A 26671-nucleotide genomic window follows, 5' to 3' on the forward strand; every position below is an offset into this window, starting at 1 on the left:
GCGATCATCCAGGCACGTCAGACGCGTAGGCGACAGTCGCGGGTGCGGTGGCTCCCAGAGGCTCGGTGGCGAGCGCGGCGCGCAGCTCCTCGGCTGCCACCCGCTCACTGACCTGCTCGGTCGCATAGGCCAGCCGGACCGCTTCCTCGGAGGCCGCCCGGGCGTCCTGGCACCGGTCGGCCGCGGCCAGCACCCGGGCGTGGACCATCGCGGCCAGCACCCCGCTGCGCACGTCCTCGGCCTTCACCTGGCGGGCGCGCTCGATCCAGGTCAGGGCGGCGTCCACCCGGCCGTCGGCCAGCAGGGCCGAGGCGTACGAGGCCAGGGCGTGCCGCCGCGAGAAGAGCAGCGACGGCACCCCGGTGTCGGTGGCGATCGGCGCCAGCAGGCCCATCGCGGTCGTCGCGTCACCCGTACGCAGCCGCGCCTCGGCCAGCAGCACCCGCGGGCCGACCTGGGCCGGCGCCATCGGATTGTGCGGCTCGACGGCCGACATCACCCGGCGCGCGTCGGCCTCGGCCCCGGCCAGGTCGCCCCGGTTGAGCGAGACGAACCCGCGCACCGTGCCGGCCATGCCCAGCAGCAGCGGGTGGCCGGTGCGGTCGGCGTAGGCCAGCGCGTCGGTCAGCAGGTCGTACGAGTGGTCGAGCTCGCCCAGGCCGCGGGCAATGGCGCCCCGGACGACCAGAGCCAGACCCCGCCCCCAGTCGTCCCCGACCGCGTTGAAGTCCCGGTAGGCCCGGCGTGCCTCGCCGTCGGCCTCAGCCAGCTCGCCCAGCTCGGAGGCCGCGTACGCCTCGACGGCGCGCAGCGTGCCGACGGCCCAGGCCTCGCCCACCCGGTCACCGAAGGGCAGGAAGACCCGGGCCAGCCGGCGCGACTCCTGCAGGCGGCCGGAGAGCAGCCGGGCGAACGCCGTGGTGCCCCGCAGCCACGAGCGGCCCACCGGGTCACCCAGCTCGGCGAAGAGCCGGGCCGCGCGCCCGAGCACCGCGTCGGTGCCCGCGAAATCGCCCCGGGTGGTGGTCACCCAGGCGAGGTTCTGCAAAGCCCAGGCCTGCCCGTGCCGGTCACCGGCGGCCAGCGTCACCTGGTAGGCCGCGGCGAACCGGCTGCTGGCCTGGCTCAGCCGGCCGGCCAGGAAGTCGGCCATGCCGAGGCGGCGCATCGCGTTGGCCCGCTCCGGCAGCAGCTCGGCCTCGGTCGCCACCTCGAGCGCCTCCTGCCAGGCGGCCACCGCCCGGCCGATGTCGCCCAGCGCCTCGTGCGCCCGGCCGACCACCAGCAACGCCTCGGCCTTGTTGACCGGCTCGTCGGCGGCGTTCTTGGCGATCCGCTCGCCCTGGGTCAGCGCCTCCTCGGCCCGGCCCAGGCGCAGCAGGGCCCGGGCGTGCACAAGCTGGTCGGACAGCGGCAGACCGTCCGGGGTCAGCGCGGCGGCCCGCTCGGCGTACTCGATCGAGGCGGCCGGTTCGATGTTGGCCAGCGCCCGGCGGGCCAGGCGGCCCAGCGCGCTGACACCGAGCGGGGCGACCTCGCGGACGGCGGCCTCGGGGCGCAGCCGCACCGCGTTGGCCAGCTCGACCGCGCACTCGGCGTGCGTGGCCACAAAGGCGTCGCGCTCGTTGTCGGTCAGGTTGAGCCGGCCCGCGCTGTCGTAACCGACCCGCTCGAGGCTCTCGGGGGCGGCCCACTGGGCCAGATAGGCATGCCGCTCGGCCAGGTCGGCCTTGCCGATGCCGGAGTAGGCGGCCTCGCGCATCAGCGGGGTCGCGAAGGCGTAGCCGCCCCGCGACCGGTGCAGCATGCGGCGCTGGAGCAGCTCGTCGATCGAGCGTTCCAGCTCGACCGCGGCCACCGCCCCGGGCCGCGCGTCGCTCGACGCCCGGCGCTCGCGGAGCGCTTCGATGACGCCGGCCGGCACCCGGTCTCCCGCCACGGCCGCGTCGCGCAGCACGGAGCGCGGCTCGGGCGGCAGCGCGTCGATGCGGGCCGCCAGCACCGCGGCCAGGTCACGGGAGAGCAGCTGACGGCCGAGCGAGCCGTCGGCCAGCTGCCACTTGCCGGCCGCGTTGGCCCCGACGGCCGGGGTCAGCGCGCCCCGCTCCATGAGCAGGGTGACCATCTCGGCCAGATAGAACGGGTTGCCCTGGGCGGTGGCCAGCAGCCGATCGGTGTCGGGCTGCGGCAGCTTGCCGCCGTTGAGATAAGAGGTGAGCAGGCGCGACGCGTCGGCACCGCGCAGCGGCGGCAACGTGTGCACCTCGGCGTCGGCCAGCCGGGTCAGGGCACCCGCCGTACGCACCAGCTCGGGCCGGCCGAGCAGCAGCACCACCACCGGGCCGTCGAGCAGCGAGAGCATCCGGCCGAGTGCGTCCACGGTCGACGCGGTGGCGTCGTGCAGGTCGTCCACGATGACCACCAGCGGCGCCTCGGCGGCCAGCGCGCTGAGCAGCTCGGCCACCGCGGCCGAGATCGCCTCGGCGTCGGCCCGCTTGGTCGAGGGCTGCCAGTCGGCGTCGGCCGCCGGGCCGACCGGGTTGGCCGGCGCCTCGCCATAGCCGAGCAGTGCCAGCAGGCGGTCGATGTCGACGACGGCCGGCTCGCCGTCGCGACCGAGCCGGTTGGCCAGTTTGCGCAGCCTCTCCTCGACCACCGAGCGGCCCACGCTGGCCACGACGTCCTTGGGCAGGCCGACCGATTTCCGGACGAGATCGGCCAGCGGAGCGAACCGCCGGCGCTCACCGAACGCGCGGCAGCGCACCCGCAGGACCCGGGCCCCGGTGTGCGCCGCGTAGCGCCCGTTGCCCACGTCGTAGCCGGCGGCCAGCCGCTTGACCTCGCCCGCGAACCGGGACTTGCCGATGCCCGCCTCGGCGGTCATCACCATCACGCGCGACGTGCCGGAGTCGATCGACTCGGCCAGCCGCCCGGCCACCCGGCCCAGCTCGATCTCGCGGCCCACGAAGGGCGCCTCGTCCCCCAGGCCGGAGCGGGTGCCGGGCGCGTCGTGCAGGCCGAGCAGCTCGAACGCCGGCACCGGCTCGCGCTTGCCCTTGAGCCGCAGCGGACGTAACTGACGCCAGGAGGCCACGTGCCGGGTGCCACCACTCGTGCGGGAACCGGCGTAGACCGCGCCGACGGCGGCCGCGTCGGCCAGCCGGGCGGCGGTGTTCACCGTGTCGCCGATGACGGTGTATTCGATCGCGGCCTGGATGCCGGCGACCACCTCGCCGGTGTTGAGCCCGACCCGCAGGCCGAGCGGGGCGCCGCCGCCACGCTCGTCGTCGAGCACCCGGCGGACCGCCCGCTGCATGCTCAGCGCGGCCCGGACCGCCCGCTCGGCGTCGTCCTCGTGGGCCACCGGAGCGCCGAAGACGGCCATGATGCCGTCGCCGGTCAGCTTGTCGACGTGGCCGCCGAAGGTCTTGACCGCACCGGCCAGAGCGGCCAGCACCCGGTCGGTGACCGCGCCGACCCGCTCGGGGTCGAGGTCCTCCGACCAGGAGGTGAAGTCGGACAAGTCACCGAAGAGAACCGTGACGATGCGCCGCTCGGCCGCCGGCAGGGTCGCGGCCGCCGCCAGCGCCGCGCCGCAGTTGTGGCAGAAGCGGGCGCCCGGCACGGCGACGGTTCCACACACAGGACAGGTCACAGCGGATCCAACCTGCTTGCGGGTGTTCCTGATTCCCCGTTTTTGTGATTCAGGTAATCCAGTTGCGCCGAAGCCGACCAGACAGCCGCGAATCGCACGGCCGGATCGATGTCCGGATAGACCACCTCGACGACCTCTTCGGCGGTGCGTGCGCCGGCCGCCATCGCCGCTTCCACCTGCGCCAATCGCTGCCGGCGGTGAGCCAGGTATTCCTGGGCGAGGGCCGCCACGTCACTACGCGAAGGTCCGTGCCCGGGCAACATCAAGACCTTCTCGTACGCGGTCAGACGCTCGAGGCTGCCCAAATAGGCACCCAGATCGCCGTCCGGATGGGCAACAACCGTGGTGCCACGGCCGAGAATCGTGTCACCGGTGAACATTGCCCGGGTCTTCCCCTCGGTCACCAGAAAACACACCGAATCAGAGGTATGCCCCGGAGTGTCCAGCGTGGTGATCGTGAGCCCGCCGCCGGTCAGGGACCGAGGCAGGCTCTCGCTGCCGACGCGGTGCGCCGGATCGGCGGCCAGCACCGGGACGCCCCCCATCATCACGGAGAGCTGCGCGGCGCCCTCGACGTGATCGTGATGACCGTGGGTAACCAGAATGAAGTCACCCGGACCGTGGTCCGCGATGCGCCGCAGATGGGTCTCGTCGAGCGGTCCGGGGTCGATGACGACAGCGCGGGCAGCCCCCGCGGCCCGCAGCACCCAGGTATTAGTGCCGTCCAGCGTCATCGGGCCCGGGTTGGGCGCACGCAGCAGCGTCACCCAGCCCGGCAGCCCGTTCGGCTCAGCACCCCCCATGCCGGAAATCCTACGTCGCGCAGGGGGTTGAACAAGAGGACCGGATGTGCGATCTCAGTGTCCGCTCAGGTCACGCATTGCGACCGGAACGGCCGATCGGGGTGGGGGTTTACGCCACCTCGACGATGATTTCGACCTCGACCGGCGCGTTCAGGGGCAACTCCGCCACGCCGACCGCGCTGCGCGCGTGCCGCCCCTGCTCGCCGAAGACGTCACCGAAAAGGTTCGAGGCCCCGTTGATCACAGCCGGCTGAGCCGTGAAGCCCGGAGCCGACGCCACGAAGCCGGTCAGCTTGACGATCTTGACCACGCGGCCGAGGCCGACCAGCGCCTCGATCGCCGCCAGTCCGTTCAGCGCGCACAGGCGGGCCAGCTCGGTGCCCTGCTCGGCGGTGACCTCGGCGCCGAGCTTGCCGGCCTGCGGCAGCTTGCCCTCGACGAGGGGGAGCTGCCCCGAGACGTACACGTAGTTGCCCGTCTGCACGGCGGGCACGTAGGACGCCAGCGGCGGCACCACCGCGGGCAGGGTCAGACCCAGCTCGGCGAGCTTCGCGTACGCGTCGACGCCCCCTTCACCACTGATCGGCGTGGTCAAGCTGTGCCTCCGTTGTCGTGCTCTCCTGGCCCTGCGTTCGTCTCCTGCACTCCGGTGCAGTCGATCACGACTTCGGCCGCTTCATGTAAGCCACCAGCTGCTCGGCGTTCGGCCCGGGAACCACCTGTACGAGCTCCCACCCGTCCTCGCCCCAGTTGTCGAGGATCTGCTTGGTCGCGTGGACCAGCAGGGGCACGGTCACGTACTCCCACTTCTGCATCGCTGCCTACTCCCTAATCGTCGGAACCTCGATCAGCTTAGGGCCCGCGACGAGGTCGCCTTGGCTAGGCTGAGCGAGCCGCGGAGCGGACCGAGACCGGGAGATCACGGAGGGCGACATGACACACCCGCAGGGCGGCGAACCGGGCCGTGATTCGCCCGGACCGCCCCACGAGTGGCCGCCGCCCGCCCCCTCCCCCGTCCCGCCACCCGCGCCCCCGCCGGCGACCGACTTCATCGACGCCGCCCCGTCGCCGGACGACGCGACCTATCCCCCGCCCGGCGCCTTCGCGGACGAAGCCGAGGCCCCGCCGCACGAGTCCGTGTCTCCGCCATCGCACGACTTCGCGGACGAGACATCGCCGCACGAGAGCACCCAGGTGATCTCGCCCGAGCCGAGCGGCTGGCAGCCCGCCCCCGCGACCTCGCCCTGGCACGCCCAGCACGAGGCCCCCGGCGAATGGCAGACGACTCCGCCCGAGCACCTGGCCTGGCAGCACACGATCCCGGTCGACATCGCGCAACCCGAGCCGATCTGGTCCGGTCCGCAGCCCCACCCGCTGCCGCCCGAGCCGGGCCCGCGCCGCAAGGGTGCGCTCTGGGTCTCGCTGGCATTGGTCGGCACCTTGTTCCTCTGTGGCGGCGGTGCCGTCTCGGCCTACTTCCTGCTGCGCGACGCCGACAACCCCGGCTCACCCGATCCGGCCACGGCCGTCGAGCGCTTCCTGACCGCGGTCTACACCGAGCAGGACGCGGCCGCGGCCGACGACCTGGTCTGCCGCGAGGCCCGGGACGAGACGAAGATCTCCGACCGGGTCACCGACATCAAGGCGTACGCCGGCGGCTACACCGACCCGGTCTTCCGCTGGGCCGACCCCCGGGTCTCGGACAGCTCCGACGACCGCGCCCTGGTCTCGGTCGAGCTCACCATGTCCACCGCCGACGAGAAGACGGCGTCGCAGGATCTCGAGTTCACCGTGATCCGCAAGACGGGCTGGCTGGTCTGCGAGGTGGCCGGCTGACCGGTCGCCGTACCGTTGAGGCCATGGGCGAGCACGTCAGCAGATGGCCGGCACGACTGCATGTGGTGACCGGCAAGGGCGGCACAGGTAAGACCAGTGTCGCCGCGGCCTTGGCCCTCGGGCTGGCCGCCGGGGGCAAGCGCACGTTGCTGGTCGAGGTCGAGGGGCGGCAGGGCATCGCCCAGCTCTTCGAGACCGAGCCGCTGCCCTACAAGGAGTTGCGGATCGCCAAGGTCGCCGGCGGCGGTGAGGTGCGGGCGCTGGCCGTCGACCCCGAGGAGGCCCTGCTCGAATACCTCGACATGTTCTATCACCTGGGCGCGGCCGGCCGGGCCCTGCGCAAGGTGGGCGCCATCGACTTCGCCACCACGATCGCTCCGGGCCTGCGCGACGTCCTGCTCACCGGCAAGGTCAAGGAGGCGACCACCCGGTCGCAGGACGGCCGGCGGGCGTACGACGCGGTGGTGCTCGACGCCCCGCCGACCGGCCGCATCGGCCGCTTCCTCAACGTCACCGCCGAGACGGCCAAGCTGGCCAAGATGGGCCCGATCAAGACGCAGAGCGACGGCGTGGCCTCCCTGCTGCGCTCGCCGATCACGTCGGTGCACGTGGTCACCCTGCTCGAGGAGATGCCGGTGCAGGAGACGCTGGACGCGATCGCCGAGCTGGAGGCGCTGCGCATCCCGGTCGGCCGGATCATCCTCAACGCCACCCGCCCGGCCCTGGCCACCACCGGCAAGGTGACCAAAGCCGAGCTCAAGCGGGGCCTGGTCGAGGCCGGCCTGCCGTCCGACGCGGCCACCGTGAGCGGGCTCGCCACCGAGGTGAAGGCGCACCTGACCCGCCAGGAGCTGGAGGAGTCGCTGCGCGCGGAGCTCACCGAGGCCGGCCGCCCCCTGGTCGAGCTGCCGCTGCTGCCCCGCGGAGTCGACCAGGGCGGGCTCGACGAGCTGGCCGCGGCGCTGATGTCTGCGTGACGTGACACAGTCACCGTGCGCGGGATCAACGACGGATTACGCTTGAGTGGTGGCTGATGTGACCACCGAAGTAGAAGCAACACCGGCAGTAGAGGCAGTAGAGGCACCGGCGGATCCGGCTCGGCTGGATGTCGACGGTCTGCTGGCCGACCCGTCGACGCGGATCGTCGTGTGCTGCGGCGCCGGCGGGGTGGGCAAGACCACGACCGCGGCCGCGCTGGGGCTGCGGGCGGCCGAGGTGCACGGGCGGCGCACCGTGGTGCTCACCATCGACCCGGCCCGCCGGCTGGCCCAGTCGATGGGTCTCAGCGAGCTCGACAACACTCCGCGCCAGGTCAAGGGCATCGACGGGGACAGCGGCGGTGAGCTGCACGCCATGATGCTCGACATGAAGCGCACCTTCGACGAGGTGGTGCAGCAGCACACCACGCCGCAGCGGGCCGCCGAGATCTTCGCGAATCCCTTCTACCAGGCCATGAGCTCGACCTTCTCGGGCACGCAGGAATACATGGCGATGGAGAAGCTGGGCCAGCTGCGGGCCACCGACGACTGGGATCTGATCATCGTCGACACCCCGCCGTCGCGCTCCGCCCTCGACTTCCTCGATGCCCCGGCCCGGCTGTCCCGGTTCCTCGACGGTCGCATGCTGCGCATGCTGCTCGCTCCGGCCCGCGGTGGGCGCAGCATGTTCAGCCTGGTCACCGCGTCGTTCGGGCTGTTCTCGCGGACGGTGCAAAAGGTCCTCGGGGCCCAGCTGCTGACCGACTTGTCGGGCTTCGTGAGCGCGCTCGACTCGATGTTCGGCGGCTTCCGGCAGCGCGCCGATCAGACGTACCGGATCCTGCAGGACCCGCAGACGGCTTTCCTGCTGGTGGCCGCGCCCGAGCGGGACGCCGTCCGGGAGGCCGCCTATTTCGCCGAGCGCCTGGTCGCCGAGCGGATGCCGCTGGCCGGCCTGGTGCTCAACCGGATGCACCGCACCGAGGTGCCCGCGCTCTCGGCCGACGTCTCACTGGCCGCGGCCGAGGTGCTGACCGCCGCCGGCGACCAGCCGCTGACCGCCGACGCGCTGCTGATCCACGCCAACCTGGTCAGTCAGACCGAGCGGGAAGAGCGGGTGGCGGCCACCTTCATCGACGCGTTCCCGGCCGTGCCGACGGTCTCGGTCACGGCGCAGCCCGCCGACGTTCACGACGTCGACGGGCTGCGGACGATCGGTGCGCTTCTGGCGTGAGTGCCGGTCAGCGGGTGGGGACGAGCACCTTGTCGGCGCCCTTCTCCCGCATCGCGGCCTCGAACATCTTGCGCCAACTCGCCACGTGCGGGTGCCGGCGCAGCAACGCGCGCCGCTCCCGCTCGGTCATGCCTCCCCAGACGCCGAACTCGATCCTGTTGTCCAGGGCATCGGCGAGGCACTCGTAGCGAACCGGGCAGCTGCGGCAGATCCTCTTCGCCACGTTCTGCTCGGCGCCCTGCACGAACAGCGCGTCAGGGTCGCCACTCTGACACGCCGCCATGCTGGGCCAGTCGCTGATCATCCCCATGTAAAACGTCCCCCCTTGCGTTACCCCCCTCGACGCCCGCTGCGCTTCCGACCCTCGAACGAGTTCGGTCCCCAAGCGGCACAGACGTCGTGCGACAAGCTCGCCGGACCATCATGCTCTGTAGTCGGGCGATTACGCAACGTTGTACCTGAAATACGTACAGCCCGGCGGTTCCGGGCAAAGGCCACGAAGGCCATGCTGGCCTCTCCGGCTTGTTACGGGAGGGGTTCTCGTAAATCCCCCCAAGATCTGGGCCGCCGGTGCACACTGAATCGGGGCGAAGCGTGACCTTTCCGAGGGGCGGTCGCGTGCTCTCTTCGCGTACCCTGCTCAGGTGACCTCCTGGATGCGCCGACGCGATCACAACATTTTCGCCAACGCGACCTCGTTGTTGATCTGCGGACTACTGGCCGGCGTTGTCGTCGCGGCCGCCGCCTTCCCCGCCGCCGCCATGTCCGGCCTGGCCGCCAAGGCCGGTGGCGAGACGTTCGCGCAGCTGCCCAGTGAGCTCCGAGACTTCAGCTCCCCGCAGATCACCCGCATCTACGCCGCGGACAAGAAGACGCAGATCTCGCAGTTCTACGACGAGTTCCGCAGCGACGTCCCGCTGAAGGGCATGTCGAAATACATGCCCGCCGCGATGGTGGCGGCCGAGGACCGGGAGTTCTACAACCACAACGGCGTCGACCTCAAGGGTGTCGCCCGCGCGTTCGTCAACAACAGCGGCAAGTCGGAGTCCAAGCAGGGTGCCTCGACGATCACCATGCAGTACGTGCGGATGTCGCTGGCCTACTCGGCGACCAACCCGCAAGAGGTCGTCGACGCCACCAAGGACACGCCGAAGCGCAAGATCACCGAGATGAAGTACGCGCTCCAGGTCGAGAAAGAGCTGTCCAAAGACCAGATCATCGAGCGCTACGTCAACACCGCGCCGTTCGGCAACCAGGCGTACGGGGTCTACGCGGCCAGCCAGGTCTACTTCAACAAGAAGCCCAAGGATCTGACGGCCGGCCAGGCCGCGATGCTCGCCGGCATGGTCAAGGCGCCCTCCAGCTTCAACCCGACCACCGCCGAGGGTTACAAGCAGATCAAGCAGCGCCGCGACAACTACATCCTCCCGGCCATGGTCGAGATGGGCACGCTCACCGCCGCCGAGGCCGAGAAGGCGAAGAAGGAAGCGATCCCGCGCCAGGTCAAGCCGGTCGGCAACGGCTGCGTCTCGGTCGCCAACAACAACTGGGGCTTCTTCTGCGACTACTTCTACCGCTGGTGGATGAGCCAGGAGGCGTTCGGCGCGACCCCGTACGACCGGGAGCGGCGCCTCAAGAGCGGCGGTTACCGCATCATAACCACGCTCGACCTGAAGGCTCAGGCCGACGCGCGTAAGCGGATCAACAAGCGCATCGACGACAACGACAAGAACGCCCTGCTGCTGGCCGCGACCGAGCCCGGCACCGGCAAGGTGCGGCTGCTGGCGGCCAACCGTAAGTACAAGCTGCCCGACCCCGCGCACCCCAACCCGCTGTCCTCGGACAAGAAGAAGGCCAAGGCGGGCGTCCGCGCGACGTACCCGAACACGACGAACCCGCTGCTCAGCGGTGGTGGCGACATCAGTGGCTACCAGGCCGGCTCGGTGTTCAAGATCTTCACGATCGTCGCCGCGCTCGAGAAGGGCTACCCGCTGGCCTTCCCGATCAAGGCCGAGAAGCGCTACAAGTCGGGCTACATCATCAGCTCGCGCAACGACTCGGCCTGCCCCGGCACGCATTTCTGGTGCCCCAGCAACTCGGGTGGCGGCGGTGAGGGCATCTACAACATGCACTCGGCCTTCGCCAAGTCCATCAACACGTACTTCGTGCCGCTCGAGGAACAGGTCGGCGCGGAGAACGTGGTGGCCGTGGCCAAGCGGTTCGGCGTGCAGTTCCGCGTCGGCCAGGACGCGAAGTACGCGAACAACCCGGTGTCGGCCAACCAGTGGGGCGCCTTCACCCTCGGCGTGTCCGCCTCGACGCCGCTCGACATGGCCAACGCGTACGCGACGCTGGCCGGCGACGGCATGCACTGCGAGCCCACCCCGATCGAGCAGATCGCCACCCAGGACGGCAACAAGCTCGACATCGGCAAGCCGCGCTGCTTCCGGGCGACGAGCAAGGACGTGGCCCGCGCCGCCCTCGACGCGGCCCGCTGCCCGGTCGGCGACTCGGCCCAGCTCGGCCGGTGCAACGGCGCCACGGCGCGCCAGACCAAGTCGACGGTCAAGCACCCGGTGTTCGGCAAGACCGGCACGACCGACGCCGACAAGACGGCCGCGCTGATCGCCGGCACCACGTCGCTGGTCATCGCGGGTTACCTGGTCAACCCCGACTGGCCCGACCACCGCGACCGCATGTCGCACGACATCGTCAACCCGGCGGTCTACCAGACCCTCGGTGACTTCATGGACGGCAAGCCCAAGGAACAGTTCAAGGAGCCCGAGAACCGCAAGATCGCGTACGGCGACCAGAAGTCCATCCCGAACGTCGAGTGCGATTCGATCGAGGACGCCCGCAACCGCATCGAGGACGCCGGCTTCGACGTCTCGATCGGCAGCGAGCAGGAGTCGGACTGCCCGGCCGGCACCGCGGCCGGCACCAGCCCCGACGGCCGCACCATCAAGGGCGGGTTCGTCACCATCAACCCGGCCAAGGCCAAGGCCGGCCCACCGGCCGGCCCGGGCGGCACCCCGCCGTCCAGCGGACCACCGCGGTAAAGCCATGACAAAGGGCGGGACACCTCACCGGTGTCCCGCCCTTTTCCTGTCCGCGGAGCCGCCTTTACGCGCCCTCGCCGGTCAACTCGGCCAGGACGTCCCGGGCATCCCCGCTCCCGGCCACGGCCAGCCGGCGCAGCTCATCCAGGTCTTCCTGCTCGGCCGCCAGCTCCACCAGCACGTCCACCGCGTCGCCGCTGCCGGCCGCGGCCAGCCGTCGAAGCTCCTCGATGTCGCCGCGCTCGCCCGCCAGCTCGACCAGCTGATCGGTCGCATCACTGTCGCCGTTCGCGGCCCGTTCCCGAAGCTCTGCCACATCGTCATCGCTCACAGCGCCATCCTCTCGCGTCCCTCGTCCTCTTGTCGCTCCCGCGCTCACGGCCGGCGTGCCTCCACCGATGCCATGACCAGCGCTTCGCGCAGCCCACAGCAGGAAGTACGGCCGCCGGCCCGGCTTCGCCTGACCCCGGTCGGGGCGACGACCCGCGGGGTGGGCCGACCCAGCCGCCGACGGCACGCCGCCGGCCCGAGGTACAACGGCAACCAGGCTTCCACAGTGGTGGGTGTTTGTGTCACGCCAACAACCGGACAGAGCCGTGCCCGGTGGTCAGACGCGGGAACGGCGCTGGGCGGCGAGGCCGCCGACGAGCAGGAAGGCGGTGACGAAGCCGAGGCGGGTCACGGCCAGGAGGAAGAGGCCGCGGGCGTCGTTGCCGGTCAGGTCGCCGATGACCTGGAGGAAGGCCACGCAGAAGGCCAAGCCCACGGCCAGCGCCACGCGCTCGTCGACCACTGCCCAGACCAGGATCAACACGCCGAGCAGGAGGAGCGGCTCGGCGCCGAGCGCGACCGCGTCCACCGGAACCAGCGCGAGCACCGGCAGCAGTGGATTGTGGACCGGCGTCCGGGGGCCGGGGATCAGCAGCAGCACGGCGGCCAGTGAATAGCCGGTGACCGCTCGCCAGTCGGCCGCGTCGGCGGCACCGATGACAAAGGTGGTGACCGCCGCCAGAACCGCCGGCACGCGGAGGCCGGCGATGATCGAGCCGACCGCGAGAGTGGCCCCGGCGAACACGAGGATCTGCATGGTGCTCAGCGGCAACCAGCCCGACGCGACCTGACGGGCCGAGCTCAGGGCACTGAAGATCAGCAGCAGCAGGGCGGCCGCCCGGGCCGCGTAGAGCCACCTGTACTCGCCGCCGCAGCGGGCCCGCAGGCCGCCGAGAACCAGCGCCGGGATCTCGCGCCACACCGGCCGGCCCGCCGTGAGCAGCACGTCCAGCATCTCGTCGCGCGGGTGGCCGGCCGGGTAGAGGCGCAGCAGACCGGCGTACAGCTGCTCGCTCACGCCAGACCGCCCAGAGGCCGCAGCACGACCCGGGCCGCGGAGGCCATCCGGGCGGCCTCGGCCTGAAGGGCGGAGAGGCCGCCCGGGGTCAGCGCATAGTGACGGCGGGCGCGGCCGTTGACCACTTCCTCGCGGACCACCTCGATCAGCGCCTCTCTGGTGAGGCGGTCGAGAGCCTGATAGAGGGTGCCCGTGGCAAGTCGCACGCGCTCGTTGGAGAGCGACGCCACCCGGCTCATGATCGCGTAGCCGTGGGCGGGCTCGTCCTGCAGCGCGGCCAGAATGAAATACGTCGGCTCCCTCACGGGACCAACATATGCCGCTGACTTACATATGTAAACGGGTCAGGCGACGGCCTCGAGATCGGCCCGGGTGAGCAAGGCCCGCAGCTTGATGCCCTCGGCCGACAGCGCCTGGGCGCCGCCCTCCTGGCGGTCGATCACGCACAGCGCGTGGTCGACGTGGGCACCGAGTTTGCGCAGGTCACCGGTCGAGATGACCACCTGGCCGCCCGAGGTGACCACGTCCTCGACCACCAGCACGCGGCGACCGGCCACCTCGGCCCCCTCGGCGAGCCGGGCGGTGCCGTACTGCTTGGCCTGCTTGCGGACGAAGGCGGTGGGCAGCTTGGCGTGCCGGGCGACCGCGGTGACGACGGCGATGCCACCCATCTCCAGCCCGGCCAGCACCTCGGTGCCCTCCGGGATCAGCACGGCCATCTCCTCGGCCAGCCGGTCGAGCAGTTCGGGGTCGGCCTCGAACTGGTACTTGTCGAAGTACTCGTTCGCGATGCGGCCCGAACGCAGGGTGAACTCACCGGTCAGCCGGCTCACGGCGCGGACCTGCCGCGCAAGGTCAGATTCAGTCACAAGGGTCAAGCCTGTCAGGCCGCACCCGAGGGCCGGAAGGCGCCCCACAGACTGCGCCCCGGGGACGCTGGGCGGCACCCCACCCGCAACCACTCAGCAACCGACAAATGGTGCCGATCAGAGGATCATGCAAAGCACCCCGCACCGGTGGTTCGGCGTGGGCCAGAGCAGCGCGCCCGATTCCCGCAAGGCGGGTGCGGCGGCCGCGGCCGAGGCGATCGGCGGGCGCGAGGCCAAGGCCGTCTTCGTCTTCGCCTCGGTCACTCATGACCTGCCGGCGCTGCTCAAGGGCGTACGGATGGAAGCCGGACCGGACGCCGAGATCGTCGGCGCCACCACGATGGGCGAGCTGGGCAGCGCCGGGACGACCGACGGCGGGATCGCCGTGGCGGCTCTCGGCGGCGACGGGTTCACCGTGCAGGCCCGGGCCGCCCGGATCCACAAGTCCGATCCGCGGGCCGCGGGCGCGGCGGCCGCCGAGGCGATGCACGGCCTGGACGACGAGAACCAGGTGCTGGTGCTGCTGGCCGACGGGTTGTCGGGACAGCAGCACGAGATCGTCCGCGGGGCGTACTCGTCGATCGGGGCGGGCGTTCCGCTGGTCGGCGGCTTCGCGGCGGACGACCGGCAGTTCCGGCAGACCTACCAGTTCATCGGCGACGAGGTCCTCACCGGCGCGGTGGTCGGGCTCGCGCTCGGATCGGACGGGCCGATCGGCATCGGCGTCGCCCACGGCTGGCGCCGCAAGGAGCCGCCGATGGTGGTCACCAAGGCCGCCGGCCCGCACGTCTATCAGCTCGACGGCGAACCGGCGCTGGACGTGCTGCTGCGCCGCAACGACATCGAGGGCTCGGCCGACGACCTCTTCGACCGCGGCCGCGCGCTGCAGCCGCTCGGGCTGTCCCGGCGCAGCGGCGAGGACATCCGGGTGATCCACGCCGGCGACGACGAGGAGCGCTCGGTCTGGGGCTCCGACGACGTGCCCCAGGGAGCGCTGGTCTGGCTGATGGAGGGTGACCGGCAGTCGATGCTGGACGGTGCCGCCTGGTCGTGCACCGAGGCGGTCGCCCGGCTGGACGGCCTGCCCCCGCTCGGCGTGCTGGCCTTCGACTGCGGCGGCCGGTGGGCCGGTCTCGTCGACGGTGGGCTGGAGCAGGAGATCCAGGCGATGCGTACGGCGTTGAGCGACGCACCGTTCGCCGGCTTCTACACGCTCGGCGAGATCGCCCGGGTCCGTGGCGCCCTGGGTACCCACGCTCTGACGCTCGTGACGCTGGCCCTGGCCTGACCCATGGAATCCTGGTCGACCCATCTCCTCACGGAGTACTTCAGCGCCGTGAACGCGGCGGAGGACGAGGCGACGGCGATCGCCGGTGCCGTCGAGCGGGCGACCGAGATGGTCGAGGCCGAGGTGGGCGCGGTCGTGCGCGAGGGCCGGGTCTCCGGGGCGTACGGCTTCGGTCCGGTCGTGCCCGAGGCGGCGTTGCACGACGTGGCCGCCGGGCAGCCGATCCTGGTCGTCCCGTACGTCGGGGAACTGCACGCCGTCAGCAACCCGCTCGGCGGCGAGACCGGTGACGCGTTGATCGTGGCCCGGCTGACCGACCCGTTCGATCCGGCCGAGCGGCAGATGCTGCAGGGCATGGGCCAGGTGCTCGGCCTCGCGCTGCGCAGCATCCGGGTGCTCGCCGCGGAACGTCACCTGCGCGCCGAGAAGGAGCGGCAGGCGACCAGCGCGCAGACCCGGCAGCGGCTGGTCGAGTCGCTGCTGACCATCCAGCGCGCGATCTCGGCCCGGCGCCCGCTGCCCGAGATCCTCGACGCGGTGACCGGCGGCGCGGCCGAGTTGCTGACCGGGGCCACGGTGACGCTCATGCTGGCCGAGGGCGGCCAGGATCGGCGGCTGACCATCGCCTCCACCCACGGCGACACCGAGGCGCCACCGGAGAGCCTGGCCCGCGCGGCGATGGCCGGTGGAGCGGTGCTGGTGCGCCTGGACGACAGCGGCTGCCTGATCGCCGCGCCGGTGCGGGTGACCGGCGAGATGGCCGGCAGCCTGGTGGCCCGCCTGCCCGGGGTGTCCGAGCAGCAGACCGAGCAGCGCGATCAGCTGGCCGCCTTCGCCCAGCAGGTGAGCCTGGCCCTGACCGACGCGCGCACGGTCGAGGCGGTCCGCGAGGCCCACCACGACCTGATCACCGGGCTCCCCAACCGCGCCCTGTTCCTCAAGATCCTCAACCGGGTGCTGGCCTCACGGAGCACCACGGCCGACCCGACCAGCGTGCTCTTCATCGACCTCGACCGGTTCAAGGCGGTCAACGACAGCCTGGGTCACGACGCCGGCGATCAGCTGCTCGCGCTGGTCGCGCGGCGGCTGCGGGGATGCGTACGGGCCAGCGACACCACCGCCCGGCTCGGCGGCGACGAGTTCGCCGCCTTGCTGCACGACTCCCCGGCCGAGTCGGCCGAGATCGTCGGCGAGCGCATCGTCACCACACTCAAGGAGCCGTTCCGGGTGGCCGGCCGGGAGGTCTTCATCGGCGCCAGCGTGGGGATCGCGATCTCCCGCGAGGCCGATCAGAAGAGCGAGGAGCTGCTGCACAACGCCGACGTGGCGATGTACCGGGCCAAGAAGGAGGGGCCGGGCCGGGTGCTGCTCTATCAGCCCTACATGCACGCCGAGGCTCTCGACCACCTGAGCCTGCGCGGTGACCTGCAGCGGGCGCTGCGGGACGGCGAGTTCCGGTTGCAGTACCAGCCGCTGATCCGGCTGACCGACGGCATGCCGGCCGGCGTCGAGGCGTTGATCCGCTGGCACAGCCCCACCCGGGGCTTCGTCTCGCCGGTCGACTTCATCCCGATCGCCGAGGAGTTCGGGCTGATCGTCGACATCGGGCAGTGGGTGCTCGAGCAGAGCGCGAAGCAGGTGGCCCGGTGGCGGCGCGACTTCCCCGAGCTGAGCCTCAACGTCAACGTCTCGGGACATCAGCTGGTCCATCCCCGGTTCGCCGACAACGTGATGCGGGCGCTGGGCATAGCCGGGCTGCCGTCGAGCGCGGTGACTCTCGAGCTGACCGAGTCGGTGCTGGTCAGCGAGCCCGACCTGGGCAAGTCGGCGCTGGGTGTCCTGCGCGAGCTGGGCGTCCAGCTGTCGATCGACGACTTCGGCACCGGCTACTCGTCGCTGGCCTACCTGCGCGAGCTCCCGGTGGACGAGCTCAAGATCGACCGAGCGTTCATCGCCCGGGCCGAGCTGACCGGCGAGGACCTCGCCCTGGTTCGCACGATCGTCGAGCTGGCCCAGATCCTCGGTCTGCGGGTGGTGGCCGAGGGGATCGAGAATGCCGCCCAGCTGGCGGCGTTGCGCCGGCTCGGATGCGGCTACGGACAGGGTTATCACCTGTGCCGGCCGGTCGATCCCGAGGACATTCCGGCCCGGCTGGCCGAGGCGCAAGGGGAGTCACCCGTTGGCGTACTTGATCACCGCTCTACCGCATGAGCCATGCTCTAGGGGTACTTTTCGGCTAATTAAGACATTTACCCCGGAAGGAAAATAACGGTGACACCCTTCGCGTTGCTCTTCCTCCTCGCCCTCGCCGGCTCCTCCTTTTTCGCCCTCGGCCGGGCCCTCGGCCGCGGGGAACGTTACGAGAAGGGTTACCGCGAGGGATTCCGCGACGGGGAGACCGGCTCCCTGGCCCGCGCCGCGCGGCTGATCCAGCTCAACGACCGCCCGGCCATCGCGCCGGCCATCGAATCCATGCTCGGGCCGTACGCGGTGCCGCAGCAGCAGTTGCCCGGGCGCAGCAACAGCCCCGCGGTCACCGCCGTCCCGGTGCGGCCTCAGCTCGCGATCTGACCCGCACCGATCAGGACCAGCGGGGGTACGGCCGTGGCCGGCCCCCGCCCCGCCCGGCTCACCCCAGCTGCTTGCGCACCTCGGCCGCGACCCGGCCCCCCTCGGCCCGGCCGGCCACCGCGGCCTGCGCGGCCTTCATGGCCGGGCCCATCTGCGCCTTGCCGGTGAAGCCCCCGGCCGCCAGCGCACCCGCCACCAGCTCGGTGATCTCGTCGTCGCCGAGCTGCCGGGGCAGATAGCGGTCGAGCACCTCGCCCTCGGAACGCTCCTTGGCCGCCTGCTCGGTCCGCCCGGCGTCACCGAACGCGGTAGCTGCCTCGCGGCGCTTCTTCGACTCCTTGTTGAGGACGGCCAGCACCTCGTCGTCGGAGAGGTCACGAGCCTGCGACCCGGCGACCTCGGCGTTGCGCACGGCCGCGAGCGCCATCCGCAGCGTCGCCGTGGTGAGCTCGTCGCGGCTCTTCATCGCCGAGTGCAGGTCATCGTTCAGGCGGTCCTTCAGCGTTCCCATGGACGGAGAAACTACCCTTGCTATCCATGCGCAAGCGCTCCCTTTTCACCCTCGGTTCCGCGATGCTCGCCACCGGGGCCGCCACGTTCGCCTACGCCTCGCTGATCGAGCGCAACCTGTTCGCGCTCCGGCGCTTCGACGTGCCGGTGCTCGAGCCCGACGCCGAGCCGCTGCGCATCCTGCACCTGTCGGACCTGCACATGATGCCCGACCAGCGGCGCAAGCAGGCCTGGGTGGCCGCCCTGGCCGGCGTCGACCCCGACCTGGTCGTGGTGACCGGCGACAACATGGCCGACCCGGAGTCGCTGCCCGGCGTGCTGCGCGCGCTCGACCCGCTGCTGTCGGTCCCCGGCGCGTTCGTGTTCGGCTCGAACGACTACCGCGGCCCGCGCTGGAAGAACCCGGTGCGCTACCTGCTGCCCGAGCGGGAGTACGTCCAGGGTGACGCCGACCTGCCGGCCGAGGACCTGCGCCACGCCCTGACCGACGCGGGCTGGGCCGACCTCAACAACGCCCGCACGGTGCTCAAGGCCGGCGGCCGCTCGATCGAGCTGGTCGGCGTGGACGACCCGCACGTCAACCGGGACGAGTACGACACGGTGGCCGGCCCCAGCTCGACCGACGCCGACGTCCACCTCGGCGTCACCCACACCCCCGCCTCCCGGGTGCTGAACGCGATGTCGGCCGACGGCTTCGAGCTGCTGCTGGCCGGCCACACGCACGGCGGCCAGGTCTGCGTCCCGTTCTACGGCGCCCTGACCACCAACTGCGACCTGCCCCACCAGATGGCCAAGGGCCTGCACCGCTGGCCCGGCTCGGACTCCTGGCTGCACGTCTCGGCCGGCCTGGGCACCCACCCCACCGCCCCGGTCCGCTTCGCTTGCCGCCCGGAGGCCTCCGTACTCACCCTCATACCGCGCTGACCTGCAGTTTTACGCTTCTGGGGATACCGATTTCGCGCAGGCCGAAGCGTCGGATAGTATTTCCAGGCAGCTCGGGGTGTGGCGCAGCTTGGTAGCGCGCTTCGTTCGGGACGAAGAGGCCGTCGGTTCAAATCCGGCCACCCCGACCAGGTGAAGGGCCGTCTCCATTCGTGGAGGCGGCCCTTTTCTCTCCCTGTTTCTCAAGCGCTACTGACAGCTGGCCACCATCGTCGCAACCGGGCCGAGCACGGCGGCCACGGCCAGCAGATAGGCGATGACGGTCCGGTGGCGGACCCGATACCACGGACGCGCCGGCTCCGTGTCGGCCGCAGCCGTGGAGACCAGCTCATCGCTCACCGGGGGGTCGAGATCTCCCAACATCTCGGAGAAGAGGGAGTCCTCGGACTGCCGATCGATCGGGGGTGTCTGCTCTGGCACTGCGTTCTCCTGCCTTCTTCATGGGGTGGTCGGGGCGCCCGTCGCGGTGTCTCTAAGCCGCGGCCAGGCTGGGCGTCGTCCGCTTCTTGGCCGGCAGGTCGGCCCGCCGGGTGTAGAGCGCCGGCGGGCGGCCGGAAGGAATCAGGGCCGTCTTCCCGACCGCGGTGATGAAGCTCGAGTCGGGGTTGAGCATCCGCCGGCGGAAATTCGAGGTTTCGAGCTTGGCTCGGCCGACGATCTCGAACACGCTCTGAAGCTGGCTGAGGGTGAACTCGGGGGCACAGAACTCCAGCGCGATGGGCGAGCGGTAGAGCGAGCGACGTGTACGCTCCAGCGCCTCGTTCAGGATGCTCCCGTGATCGAACGCCAGTCGCGCGGCCAGCGAGTCCTCGACCTCGACCCAGTCCGCCGACTGCGCGTCCGTGCTGGCCACCGGCTCCGGCAGATCGGGCGCGATCGCGGCGTACGCCTTGGTGATCACCCGGCCGCGAGGATCGCGGAAGGGTCTCGAATAGACGCCTAGGTCCATGAGCTTCGGGTGGAACCCGGCGAGGGCGGTCTCCTCCGCCAGCTCGCGGAGCGCCGTCATCTCCAAGGTCTCGTCATCGGCCCGGAGGAAGCCTCCCGGCAGCGCCAGCCTTCCCTTGAACGGCTCCTTGCCCCGCCGGACCAGCAGGACATGCAGGCGGTGCTCCCGGATGGTCAGGACGACGACGTCGGCCGAGACCAGAGCCTTCTTCCTCGGCCGATGGGCCACGACCTGCCCGGAGAGGATCAGTTCGGTGAGTTCGTCCGGAGTGACCACCTGCGAGTCGTCCACGTGCACCGGGAAGTCGCGGGGCACGTCAGAAAAGTAGATCGGGATGCCACGGCCGTGCAGGCGACCCAGCTCGTAATTCGTGGTGTTTCCGATATACCCGTCCGGTGCGACGACATAGATCGCGTCGGACCGGAAGAGCTTCTCGAAAGTCGCATCCTGAATATCCCGGTCGGACATCGCCGGGAGATCGGTCTCGAAACGCACGAAATCAGCGCCGTGATTCACGATCGATGACACCGGGGGCGAAAGCACGGCCAGATTCGCCCGATCGAATACGAAGGCCGCTTTCTTGGCTTCGTCGTAGTGCTTACGGAAGCTGCCGATAACCGAAACCGCAATTCTTCTGGCCATGTATATTCCTTCCCGTCCTCGCCTCGGAGCCGCGGACGTCCTGATAGGAGGGTCGGCGAGCCCCTCTCGGACGCTCACCGGAGCCGGCGGCGATCACTGCCACCAGCACGACTGGTACGTCTCGATGGTGGCAGGTTGACTCACCTCACTCACGCGTCGAAATAGTGCGGTCGACCAGAAGTCAGGTCTTTCCGCAGGTCGAGGCCAGTTCGGAGGTATTGGTCAAGAACGGCGTAATGCGAGCACGCGAAGATCAGCGTTCCGACCGGTTATCAAGGCGCGACTCAGCGTTACTTCGCCACCTATATCGAAGCCGCGAAACGGTGCCTCAAGGTAATCAGGCGATGACGGAATGGTGGCGGCAAAAGACACCGTGCGCAACGGGAAAGGTCAGACCTCGGCGGTTTCGCGGAGTACCCACTCCAGATAAGCGGGATTACCGCCGGCAACCGGCAGGGCCAGGACGCAGGGGACGTCGTACGGGTGCTCGGCGTCGGCCCGCTCGACGATGCGATCGACCAGGGCGGCCCGGGTGTGCAACGCGACCCGCGCCTCAGGGTCGTCGTGGACCTCGCCGTCCCAGCGATAGATCGAGCGGATCGCGGCGATCTGGTGGCCGCAGGCGGCCAGGCGGTCGTCGACCAGGCGGCGGGTGAAGGCGGCCAGCCAATCGGGGTCGGCGGCGGTGATCACCACCTCGACGACACCGGTCACGCGGCGAGTTCCTTGGCGAGCTGCTCGGCGATCTGGACCGTGTTGAGGGCGGCCCCCTTGCGCATGTTGTCGCCGGTCACGAAGAGGTCGAGGGCCCGGGGGTCGTCCATCGCGCGGCGGATGCGGCCCACCCAGGACGGGTCGGTGCCGACCGCGTCGATCGGCATCGGGAACTCACCGGCCTCGGGGTCGTCGACCAGGATCACGCCGGGAGCGTTGCGCAGCGCCTGCCGGGCCCCCTCGGCGTCGACCTCGGCCCCGAAGACCGCGTGCACGGCGATCGAGTGGCCGGTCACGACCGGGACCCGGACGCAGGTGGCCGAGACCTTCAGCGCCGGCAGAGCCAGGATCTTGCGCGACTCGTTGCGCAGCTTGAGCTCCTCGGACGACCAGCCGAGCGGCTCCTGCGCGCCCGACCAGGGCACCACGTTGAGCGCGAGCGGCGCCGGGAACGGGCCCAGCTCGTCGCCCACGGCCTGGCGCACATTGCCCGGCCGGGAACCCAGCAGCCGGTCGCCGGCCACCTTGCTGAGCTGGTCGTGCAGGGTGTCGACGCCGACCTGACCGGCGCCCGAGGCGGCCTGATAGGACGCGAGCACCAGCTCACGCAGGCCGTATTCGCGGTGCAGCGGGGCGATCGCCATGATCATGGCCATCACCGTGCAGTTCGCGTTGGCGATGATGCCGCGCGGGCGGTAGCTCAGCGCCTCGAGGTTGACCTCGGGCACGACGATCGGCACGTCCGCGTCCATCCGGAAGGCCGCCGAGTTGTCGACCACGAGGACACCGCGGGCCGCGATGATCGGCGCCCACTGCAGGGACACCTCGTCGGGCACGTCGAACATCGCCACGTCGACGCCGTCGAACGCCTCGGGGGTCAGCTCGGCCACCGTCAGCTGCTCGCCGCGACAGCTCAGCTGCCGACCGGCCGACCGCGACGACGCGATCAGCCGGATCTCACCCCAGACGTTGCGCCGGGAGGAGAGCAGCTCGAGCATGACCGTCCCGACGGAGCCGGTGGCCCCGACGACGGCGAGCGTGGGCTGCGCCATGACGGCGCTTACCGCCCGGTGCCCGCGTAAACCACTGCCGTTTCGCCGCCGCCCAGCTCGAACTGGTCGTGCACGGCCCGGACCGCGGTGTCGAGATCACTGTCCCGGCAGACGACCGAGACCCGGATCTCGGAGGTGGAGATCATCTCGATGTTGACGCCGGCCTCGCCGATGCAGGCGAAGAAGGAGGCGGCAACCCCGGGGTGCGACCGCATGCCCGCGCCGATCAGCGAGACCTTGCCGACGTGGTCGTCGAAGAGCAGGCTGCGGAACTTGATCTGGTCCTTGATCTTGTCGAGCGCGGTCATCGCGGTCGGGCCGTCGGCCTTGGGCAACGTGAACGAGATGTCGGTGCGCCCGGTGCCCTCGGTCGACACGTTCTGCACGATCATGTCGATGTTGATCTCGGCCTGGGCCACGGTGTCGAAGATGCGGCCCGCGGCGCCCGGCTCGTCGGGCACGCCGACGATCGTGATCTTGGCCTCGCTGCGGTCGTGGGCGACCCCGGTGATCAGCGCTTGTTCCACGTCAGGGTCCTCCATCGATCCGGTGACCAGGGTGCCGGGCTTCTGAGAATACGAAGAGCGTACGTGGATGGGCACCTTGAAGCGGCGCGCGTACTCCACGCATCGCAACATCAGCACCTTCGCCCCGCCGGCGGCGAGCTCGAGCATTTCCTCGTACGTGATCTGCTTGATGTGCTTGGCGTCGGGCACGATCCGCGGGTCGGCCGTGAAGACGCCGTCCACGTCGGTGTAGATCTCACACACGTCGGCGTGCAGGGCGGCGGCCAGGGCCACCGCCGTGGTGTCGGAGCCGCCGCGGCCGAGCGTCGTGATGTCCTTCGTGTCCTGCGAGACGCCCTGGAACCCGGCGACGATGGCGATCGCCCCCTCGTCGAGCGCGCTGCGCAGCCGGCCCGGGGTGACGTCGATGATCCGCGCCTTGCCGTGGGTCGAGGTGGTCAGCACGCCGGCCTGCGAGCCCGTGTAGGACCGGGCCTCGTAACCCAGGTTGTGGATCGCCATCGCCAGCAGCGCCATCGAGATGCGCTCACCCGAGGTGAGCAGCATGTCGAGCTCGCGGCCGGGCGGCAGCGGGCTGACCTGGTTGGCCAGGTCCATCAGCTCGTCGGTGGTGTCGCCCATCGCGGAGACCACGACGACCACGTCGTCGCCGGCCTTGCGGGCCGCGACGATGCGCTCGGCGACGCGCTTGATGCGCTCGGCCGTCGCGACCGACGAGCCACCGTACTTCTGCACCACCAGTGCCACGGCGAAACCAATCCTTCGGCTGTGCGTACCGGCGAGGCCGGTCAGGACAATCGCCACCACAGTAGCCGCGCCCGGGCCCGCGCCCGACAGGCGATCCCAGAATCCGGCCCGATGGGCAAAGACAGCGCGGTGGAAAGCCGGGAAACCCGGACCGGCGCGACACGCCGAAGCTCGATGACGGTCGCTGCCGGGTGATACGGCCCGTGGAGGCGAGAATGTCTCGGTGCGCCCACGCTCGATCCTTCTGTCCGCCACCGCCCTGCTTCTGACGGGTGTGGCGGCTTGCGGTGGTGGCGACGAGCCCGAAGCAGCGCCACCCTCGTCGAGCGCGCCGTCCGGTCAGGCCGGCTCCGACGCCCACGACAGCCTGGCCGCGCGCGCCGCGTCGGCCATGGACAAGGCGTACGCGGCTCTGTACTCCCTCGACGACGGCCGGGGCGGGCCCCGCAACGTGGTCGCCACCGTGGGTCAGGACGGCACCTGGCGGGTGGACGTCAGCGGCGGCGCGCTCGGCGGCACGGCCGACGTGACGATCACCTCGACCGCGGCCGGCGTCTTCCAGTGCACGCTGGGGTCGCAGTCCAACCCGATCACCTCCACCTGCGTGAAGGTCGCCAAGCCGGGCAAGCCGGTTCCCGACGAGTACGACCCCAAGGTCCAGCGCCTGTTCCGCCAGTGGCTCCCGGTCTTCACCGATCGGCAGGCCGCTCTCGCCGTGACCGAGGTGCAGCCGCTGGCCGGGGCCAAGGGCAACTGCTTCTCGATCGACTCCATCTCGGCCTCGCTGGCCGACCCGGTCGACATCGGCGTCTACTGCTACGCCGAGGACGGTGTGCTGACCGCGGCCCGGGTCGGCTTCGGCGTGCTCAAGATCGTGAGTCAGGTCGCCGGCCCGGCCACCGTGCCGCTGCCCGGGCCCGAGGTCGCCGGGCCGCCGATGGGCATGGACACCCCGCCTCCGCCGCCGGTCAACCCGGTTCAGCCGTCCGGTGTCGTTCCTTCGGCCTGACGCTTCCCACCATCCGGGCGTACTGCTGGCAGCGGCGGAACCGATCCCGTAGGGTCGGATTCGACATGTGGCAGTCCCTCCTTCTTCGCTGCCGCGACGAGGCCCCATCCCAGGCCGGCACCTCGTCGCGGAGTTGACGCGCGCCGCCTTCTCGCCTCGTCCTTTGGAGCAGTTCCCACATGTCCACCAAGTCGGACCCTTTTGCCACGCAGCGCTCCAGCAAGATGCCGTTCGAGCGCTACGTACCGTACGAGAAGCAGTTCGCCATCGACCTGACCGACCGGCAATGGCCGGCGCGGCGCGTCGAGGCGGCCCCCCGGTGGTGCGCGGTCGACCTGCGTGACGGCAATCAGGCCCTGATCGACCCGATGTCCCCCGAGCGCAAACGGCGCATGTTCATGCTGCTGGTGCAGATGGGCTACAAGGAGATCGAGGTCGGCTTCCCGGCCGCCAGCCAGACCGACTACGACTTCGTCCGGCAGCTCATCGAGCAGGACCTGATCCCCGACGACGTCACCATCCAGGTGCTGGTGCAGTGCCGGGAGCATCTGATCGACCGCACGTTCGAGTCGATCCGCGGGGCCAAGCGGGCGATCGTCCACTTCTACAACTCGACGTCCACGCTGCAGCGCCGGGTGGTCTTCGGCCTCGACAAGGACGGCATCACCGACATCGCCACCACCGGGGCGCGGCTCTGCCAGAAGTACGCCGAGATCCACACCCCGGACACCGAGATCTTCTACGAGTACTCGCCGGAGTCCTACACGGGCACCGAGCTGGAGTACGCGCTGGAGATCTGCTCCGCCGTGATCGACGTGATCGACCCGGCGCCGGACCGGCCGCTGATCATCAACCTGCCGGCCACCGTCGAGATGGCCACCCCCAACGTGTACGCCGACTCCATCGAGTGGATGCACCGCAACCTGCCCCGGCGCGACTCGGTCGTGCTGTCGCTGCACCCGCACAATGACCGCGGCACCGCGGTCGCCGCGGCCGAGCTGGGCCTGCTGGCCGGGGCCGACCGCATCGAGGGCTGCCTGTTCGGCAACGGCGAGCGCACCGGCAACGTCGACCTGGTCACCCTGGGGCTGAACATCTTCTCCCAGGGCATCGACCCGATGATCGACTTCTCGGACATCGACGAGATCAAGCGCGCCGTCGAGTATTGCAACCAGCTGCCCGTGCACGAGCGTCACCCGTACGTCGGTGACCTGGTCTACACGGCCTTCTCGGGCTCCCACCAGGACGCGATCAAGAAGGGCTTCGCCGCCCTGCAGGCCGACGCCGACGCGGCCGGGGTCGACATCGACAAGTTCACCTGGGGTGTGCCCTACCTGCCGATCGACCCCAAGGACCTGGGCCGCAACTACGAGGCCGTCATCCGGGTCAACTCGCAGTCCGGCAAGGGCGGCGTGGCGTACATCATGAAAGAGGAGCACAAGCTCGACCTGCCGCGACGGATGCAGATCGAGTTCTCCGGCGTGGTGCAGCACCACACCGACGTCGAGGGCGGCGAGGTCAGCCCGCAGGAGATGTGGGACATCTTCGCCGGCGAATACCTGGTCGAGCACCAGACGACGAAGGCGTTCAGCATCGAGAGCTACTCCACCTCGATCCGCGACGGCAAGGTCGAGATCGACGTCGAGATCTTCCACCGTGGACAGCGGCGTCCGCTGGTCGGCGTCGGCAACGGCCCGATCGACGCGTTCACGCAGGCCATCGAGCCGCTGGGGATCACCGCGCGAGTGCTCGACTACAACGAGCACGCGCTCACCTCGGGTGGTGACGCGCAGGCCGCGGCCTACGTCGAGGTGCAGGTCGGCGACCAGGCGGTGTGGGGCGTCGGCATCGACGAGAACATCGTGAGCGCCTCGATCAAGGCGGTCACCAGCGCGGTCAACCGGGCTCGCTGATCATCTGTCCGCGCGCCGTTCTCCCG

At 70.6% G+C, this 26671-nt stretch carries 25 protein-coding genes and 1 tRNA gene; 11 read left to right on the top strand and 15 right to left on the bottom strand.

Annotated features, from left to right (window positions below; genetic code table 11):
• Positions 1-4: 4 nt before the first annotated feature.
• The 4 genes from NAG42_RS18390 to sp36 all read right to left on the bottom strand — a co-directional run bounded on the left by NAG42_RS18390 (position 5) and on the right by sp36 (position 5273).
• Entirely contained in the window at positions 5-3655 is a 3651-nt protein-coding gene (locus NAG42_RS18390; RefSeq protein WP_250031552.1) for an adenylate/guanylate cyclase domain-containing protein, read from the bottom strand.
• Positions 3652-4458 (bottom strand): MBL fold metallo-hydrolase, encoded by an 807-nt coding sequence (locus NAG42_RS18395; RefSeq protein WP_250031556.1) that lies wholly within the window; start codon positions 4456-4458, stop codon positions 3652-3654. Before NAG42_RS18395 ends, NAG42_RS18390 begins: the two co-directional genes overlap by 4 nt.
• A 109-nt stretch (positions 4459-4567) precedes the next feature.
• Positions 4568-5053 carry a RidA family protein gene (locus tag NAG42_RS18400; RefSeq protein WP_250031558.1) on the bottom strand — a complete coding sequence of 162 codons (486 nt, stop codon included), beginning with the start codon at positions 5051-5053 and terminating at the stop codon, positions 4568-4570.
• Positions 5054-5117: 64 nt separating this feature from the next.
• Positions 5118-5273: a Sp36 family protein gene (sp36, locus tag NAG42_RS18405; RefSeq protein ID WP_127498762.1), complete on the bottom strand. Its 156-nt coding sequence runs from the start codon at positions 5271-5273 to the stop codon at positions 5118-5120.
• Positions 5274-5391: 118 nt separating this feature from the next.
• On the opposite strand from sp36, the gene NAG42_RS18410 reads away from it, so the two are divergent.
• From NAG42_RS18410 to bagB, 3 genes are all read left to right on the top strand, one after another.
• Complete coding sequence (locus tag NAG42_RS18410; protein ID WP_250031559.1) at positions 5392-6294, top strand: Rv0361 family membrane protein; 903 nt, start codon at positions 5392-5394, stop codon at positions 6292-6294.
• A 23-nt stretch (positions 6295-6317) separates the two neighbouring features.
• Positions 6318-7271, top strand: coding sequence for an ATPase BagA (bagA, locus tag NAG42_RS18415; protein WP_250031563.1), 954 nt, complete (start codon positions 6318-6320; stop codon positions 7269-7271).
• A gap of 124 nt (positions 7272-7395) precedes the next feature.
• The gene (gene bagB / locus NAG42_RS18420) at positions 7396-8505 is read left to right on the top strand and encodes an ArsA family ATPase (RefSeq protein WP_284045576.1); all 1110 of its coding nucleotides are present in this window, start codon (positions 7396-7398) and stop codon (positions 8503-8505) included.
• A 7-nt stretch (positions 8506-8512) separates the two neighbouring features.
• On the opposite strand, the gene NAG42_RS18425 is transcribed toward bagB, so the two are convergent.
• The gene (locus NAG42_RS18425; protein ID WP_127498770.1) at positions 8513-8815 is read right to left on the bottom strand and encodes a WhiB family transcriptional regulator; all 303 of its coding nucleotides are present in this window, start codon (positions 8813-8815) and stop codon (positions 8513-8515) included.
• A gap of 346 nt (positions 8816-9161) precedes the next feature.
• Here NAG42_RS18425 and NAG42_RS18430 point away from each other — a divergent pair, with 346 nt between their 5' ends.
• The gene (locus NAG42_RS18430) at positions 9162-11564 is read left to right on the top strand and encodes a penicillin-binding protein (protein WP_250032120.1); all 2403 of its coding nucleotides are present in this window, start codon (positions 9162-9164) and stop codon (positions 11562-11564) included.
• Between the two features lie 64 nt (positions 11565-11628).
• Here NAG42_RS18430 and NAG42_RS18435 read toward each other — a convergent pair whose 3' ends face one another.
• The 4 genes from NAG42_RS18435 to pyrE form a co-directional block, all read right to left on the bottom strand.
• Positions 11629-11895, bottom strand: a complete 267-nt coding sequence (locus NAG42_RS18435) for a hypothetical protein (RefSeq protein WP_250031570.1) — start codon at positions 11893-11895, stop codon at positions 11629-11631.
• A 276-nt stretch (positions 11896-12171) separates the two neighbouring features.
• Positions 12172-12912 (bottom strand): hypothetical protein, encoded by a 741-nt coding sequence (locus NAG42_RS18440; protein WP_250031572.1) that lies wholly within the window; start codon positions 12910-12912, stop codon positions 12172-12174.
• Positions 12909-13217, bottom strand: a complete 309-nt coding sequence (locus tag NAG42_RS18445; protein WP_250031574.1) for a PadR family transcriptional regulator — start codon at positions 13215-13217, stop codon at positions 12909-12911. Before NAG42_RS18445 ends, NAG42_RS18440 begins: the two co-directional genes overlap by 4 nt.
• A 39-nt stretch (positions 13218-13256) precedes the next feature.
• Positions 13257-13781: an orotate phosphoribosyltransferase gene (gene pyrE / locus NAG42_RS18450; RefSeq protein WP_250031577.1), complete on the bottom strand. Its 525-nt coding sequence runs from the start codon at positions 13779-13781 to the stop codon at positions 13257-13259.
• A gap of 127 nt (positions 13782-13908) precedes the next feature.
• Between pyrE and NAG42_RS18455 the strand changes: the two genes are divergently transcribed.
• Genes NAG42_RS18455 through NAG42_RS18465 form a run of 3 tightly spaced genes read left to right on the top strand, consistent with a single transcriptional unit; the run spans position 13909 to position 17640 of the window.
• The gene (locus NAG42_RS18455) at positions 13909-15069 is read left to right on the top strand and encodes an FIST signal transduction protein (RefSeq protein ID WP_250031578.1); all 1161 of its coding nucleotides are present in this window, start codon (positions 13909-13911) and stop codon (positions 15067-15069) included.
• Positions 15070-15072: 3 nt separating this feature from the next.
• Positions 15073-17280, top strand: coding sequence for a putative bifunctional diguanylate cyclase/phosphodiesterase (locus NAG42_RS18460; RefSeq protein WP_250031579.1), 2208 nt, complete (start codon positions 15073-15075; stop codon positions 17278-17280).
• 60 nt (positions 17281-17340) lie between these two features.
• Positions 17341-17640, top strand: coding sequence for a hypothetical protein (locus tag NAG42_RS18465; RefSeq protein ID WP_250031581.1), 300 nt, complete (start codon positions 17341-17343; stop codon positions 17638-17640).
• A 58-nt stretch (positions 17641-17698) separates the two neighbouring features.
• Here the strand turns inward: NAG42_RS18465 and NAG42_RS18470 are convergent, their stop codons facing one another.
• A complete protein-coding gene (locus NAG42_RS18470) occupies positions 17699-18151 on the bottom strand; it encodes a GatB/YqeY domain-containing protein (protein WP_250031582.1) in 453 nt (150 codons plus the stop codon).
• Between the two features lie 26 nt (positions 18152-18177).
• Between NAG42_RS18470 and NAG42_RS18475 the strand changes: the two genes are divergently transcribed.
• Positions 18178-19074, top strand: coding sequence for a metallophosphoesterase (locus NAG42_RS18475; RefSeq protein WP_250031584.1), 897 nt, complete (start codon positions 18178-18180; stop codon positions 19072-19074).
• 72 nt (positions 19075-19146) lie between these two features.
• Positions 19147-19223: transfer RNA gene (locus NAG42_RS18480), tRNA-Pro, on the top strand.
• Between the two features lie 58 nt (positions 19224-19281).
• Here NAG42_RS18480 and NAG42_RS18485 read toward each other — a convergent pair.
• From NAG42_RS18485 to NAG42_RS18505, 5 genes are all read right to left on the bottom strand, one after another.
• Positions 19282-19512 carry a hypothetical protein gene (locus NAG42_RS18485; RefSeq protein WP_250031585.1) on the bottom strand — a complete coding sequence of 77 codons (231 nt, stop codon included), beginning with the start codon at positions 19510-19512 and terminating at the stop codon, positions 19282-19284.
• 52 nt (positions 19513-19564) lie between these two features.
• On the bottom strand, positions 19565-20761 hold the full coding sequence (locus NAG42_RS18490) for an NUDIX hydrolase (protein ID WP_250031586.1): 1197 nt from the start codon (positions 20759-20761) through the stop codon (positions 19565-19567).
• Positions 20762-21073: 312 nt separating this feature from the next.
• Positions 21074-21397, bottom strand: coding sequence for a divalent-cation tolerance protein CutA (gene cutA, locus NAG42_RS18495; protein WP_250031587.1), 324 nt, complete (start codon positions 21395-21397; stop codon positions 21074-21076).
• Complete coding sequence (locus NAG42_RS18500) at positions 21394-22449, bottom strand: aspartate-semialdehyde dehydrogenase (protein ID WP_250031592.1); 1056 nt, start codon at positions 22447-22449, stop codon at positions 21394-21396. Before NAG42_RS18500 ends, cutA begins: the two co-directional genes overlap by 4 nt.
• Before the next feature lie 8 nt (positions 22450-22457).
• Positions 22458-23723 (bottom strand): aspartate kinase, encoded by a 1266-nt coding sequence (locus NAG42_RS18505; protein ID WP_250031594.1) that lies wholly within the window; start codon positions 23721-23723, stop codon positions 22458-22460.
• Between the two features lie 223 nt (positions 23724-23946).
• Between NAG42_RS18505 and NAG42_RS18510 the strand changes: the two genes are divergently transcribed.
• Both NAG42_RS18510 and leuA read left to right on the top strand, forming a co-directional pair.
• Entirely contained in the window at positions 23947-24732 is a 786-nt protein-coding gene (locus NAG42_RS18510) for a hypothetical protein (RefSeq protein WP_250031596.1), read from the top strand.
• Positions 24733-24911: 179 nt separating this feature from the next.
• On the top strand, positions 24912-26645 hold the full coding sequence (leuA, locus tag NAG42_RS18515) for a 2-isopropylmalate synthase (protein ID WP_250031611.1): 1734 nt from the start codon (positions 24912-24914) through the stop codon (positions 26643-26645).
• The last annotated feature ends 26 nt before the right edge of the window (positions 26646-26671 follow it).

It is taken from the genome of Paractinoplanes maris (genome assembly GCF_023544465.1).
Taxonomy (GTDB): Bacteria; Actinomycetota; Actinomycetes; order Mycobacteriales; family Micromonosporaceae; genus Actinoplanes; species Actinoplanes maris.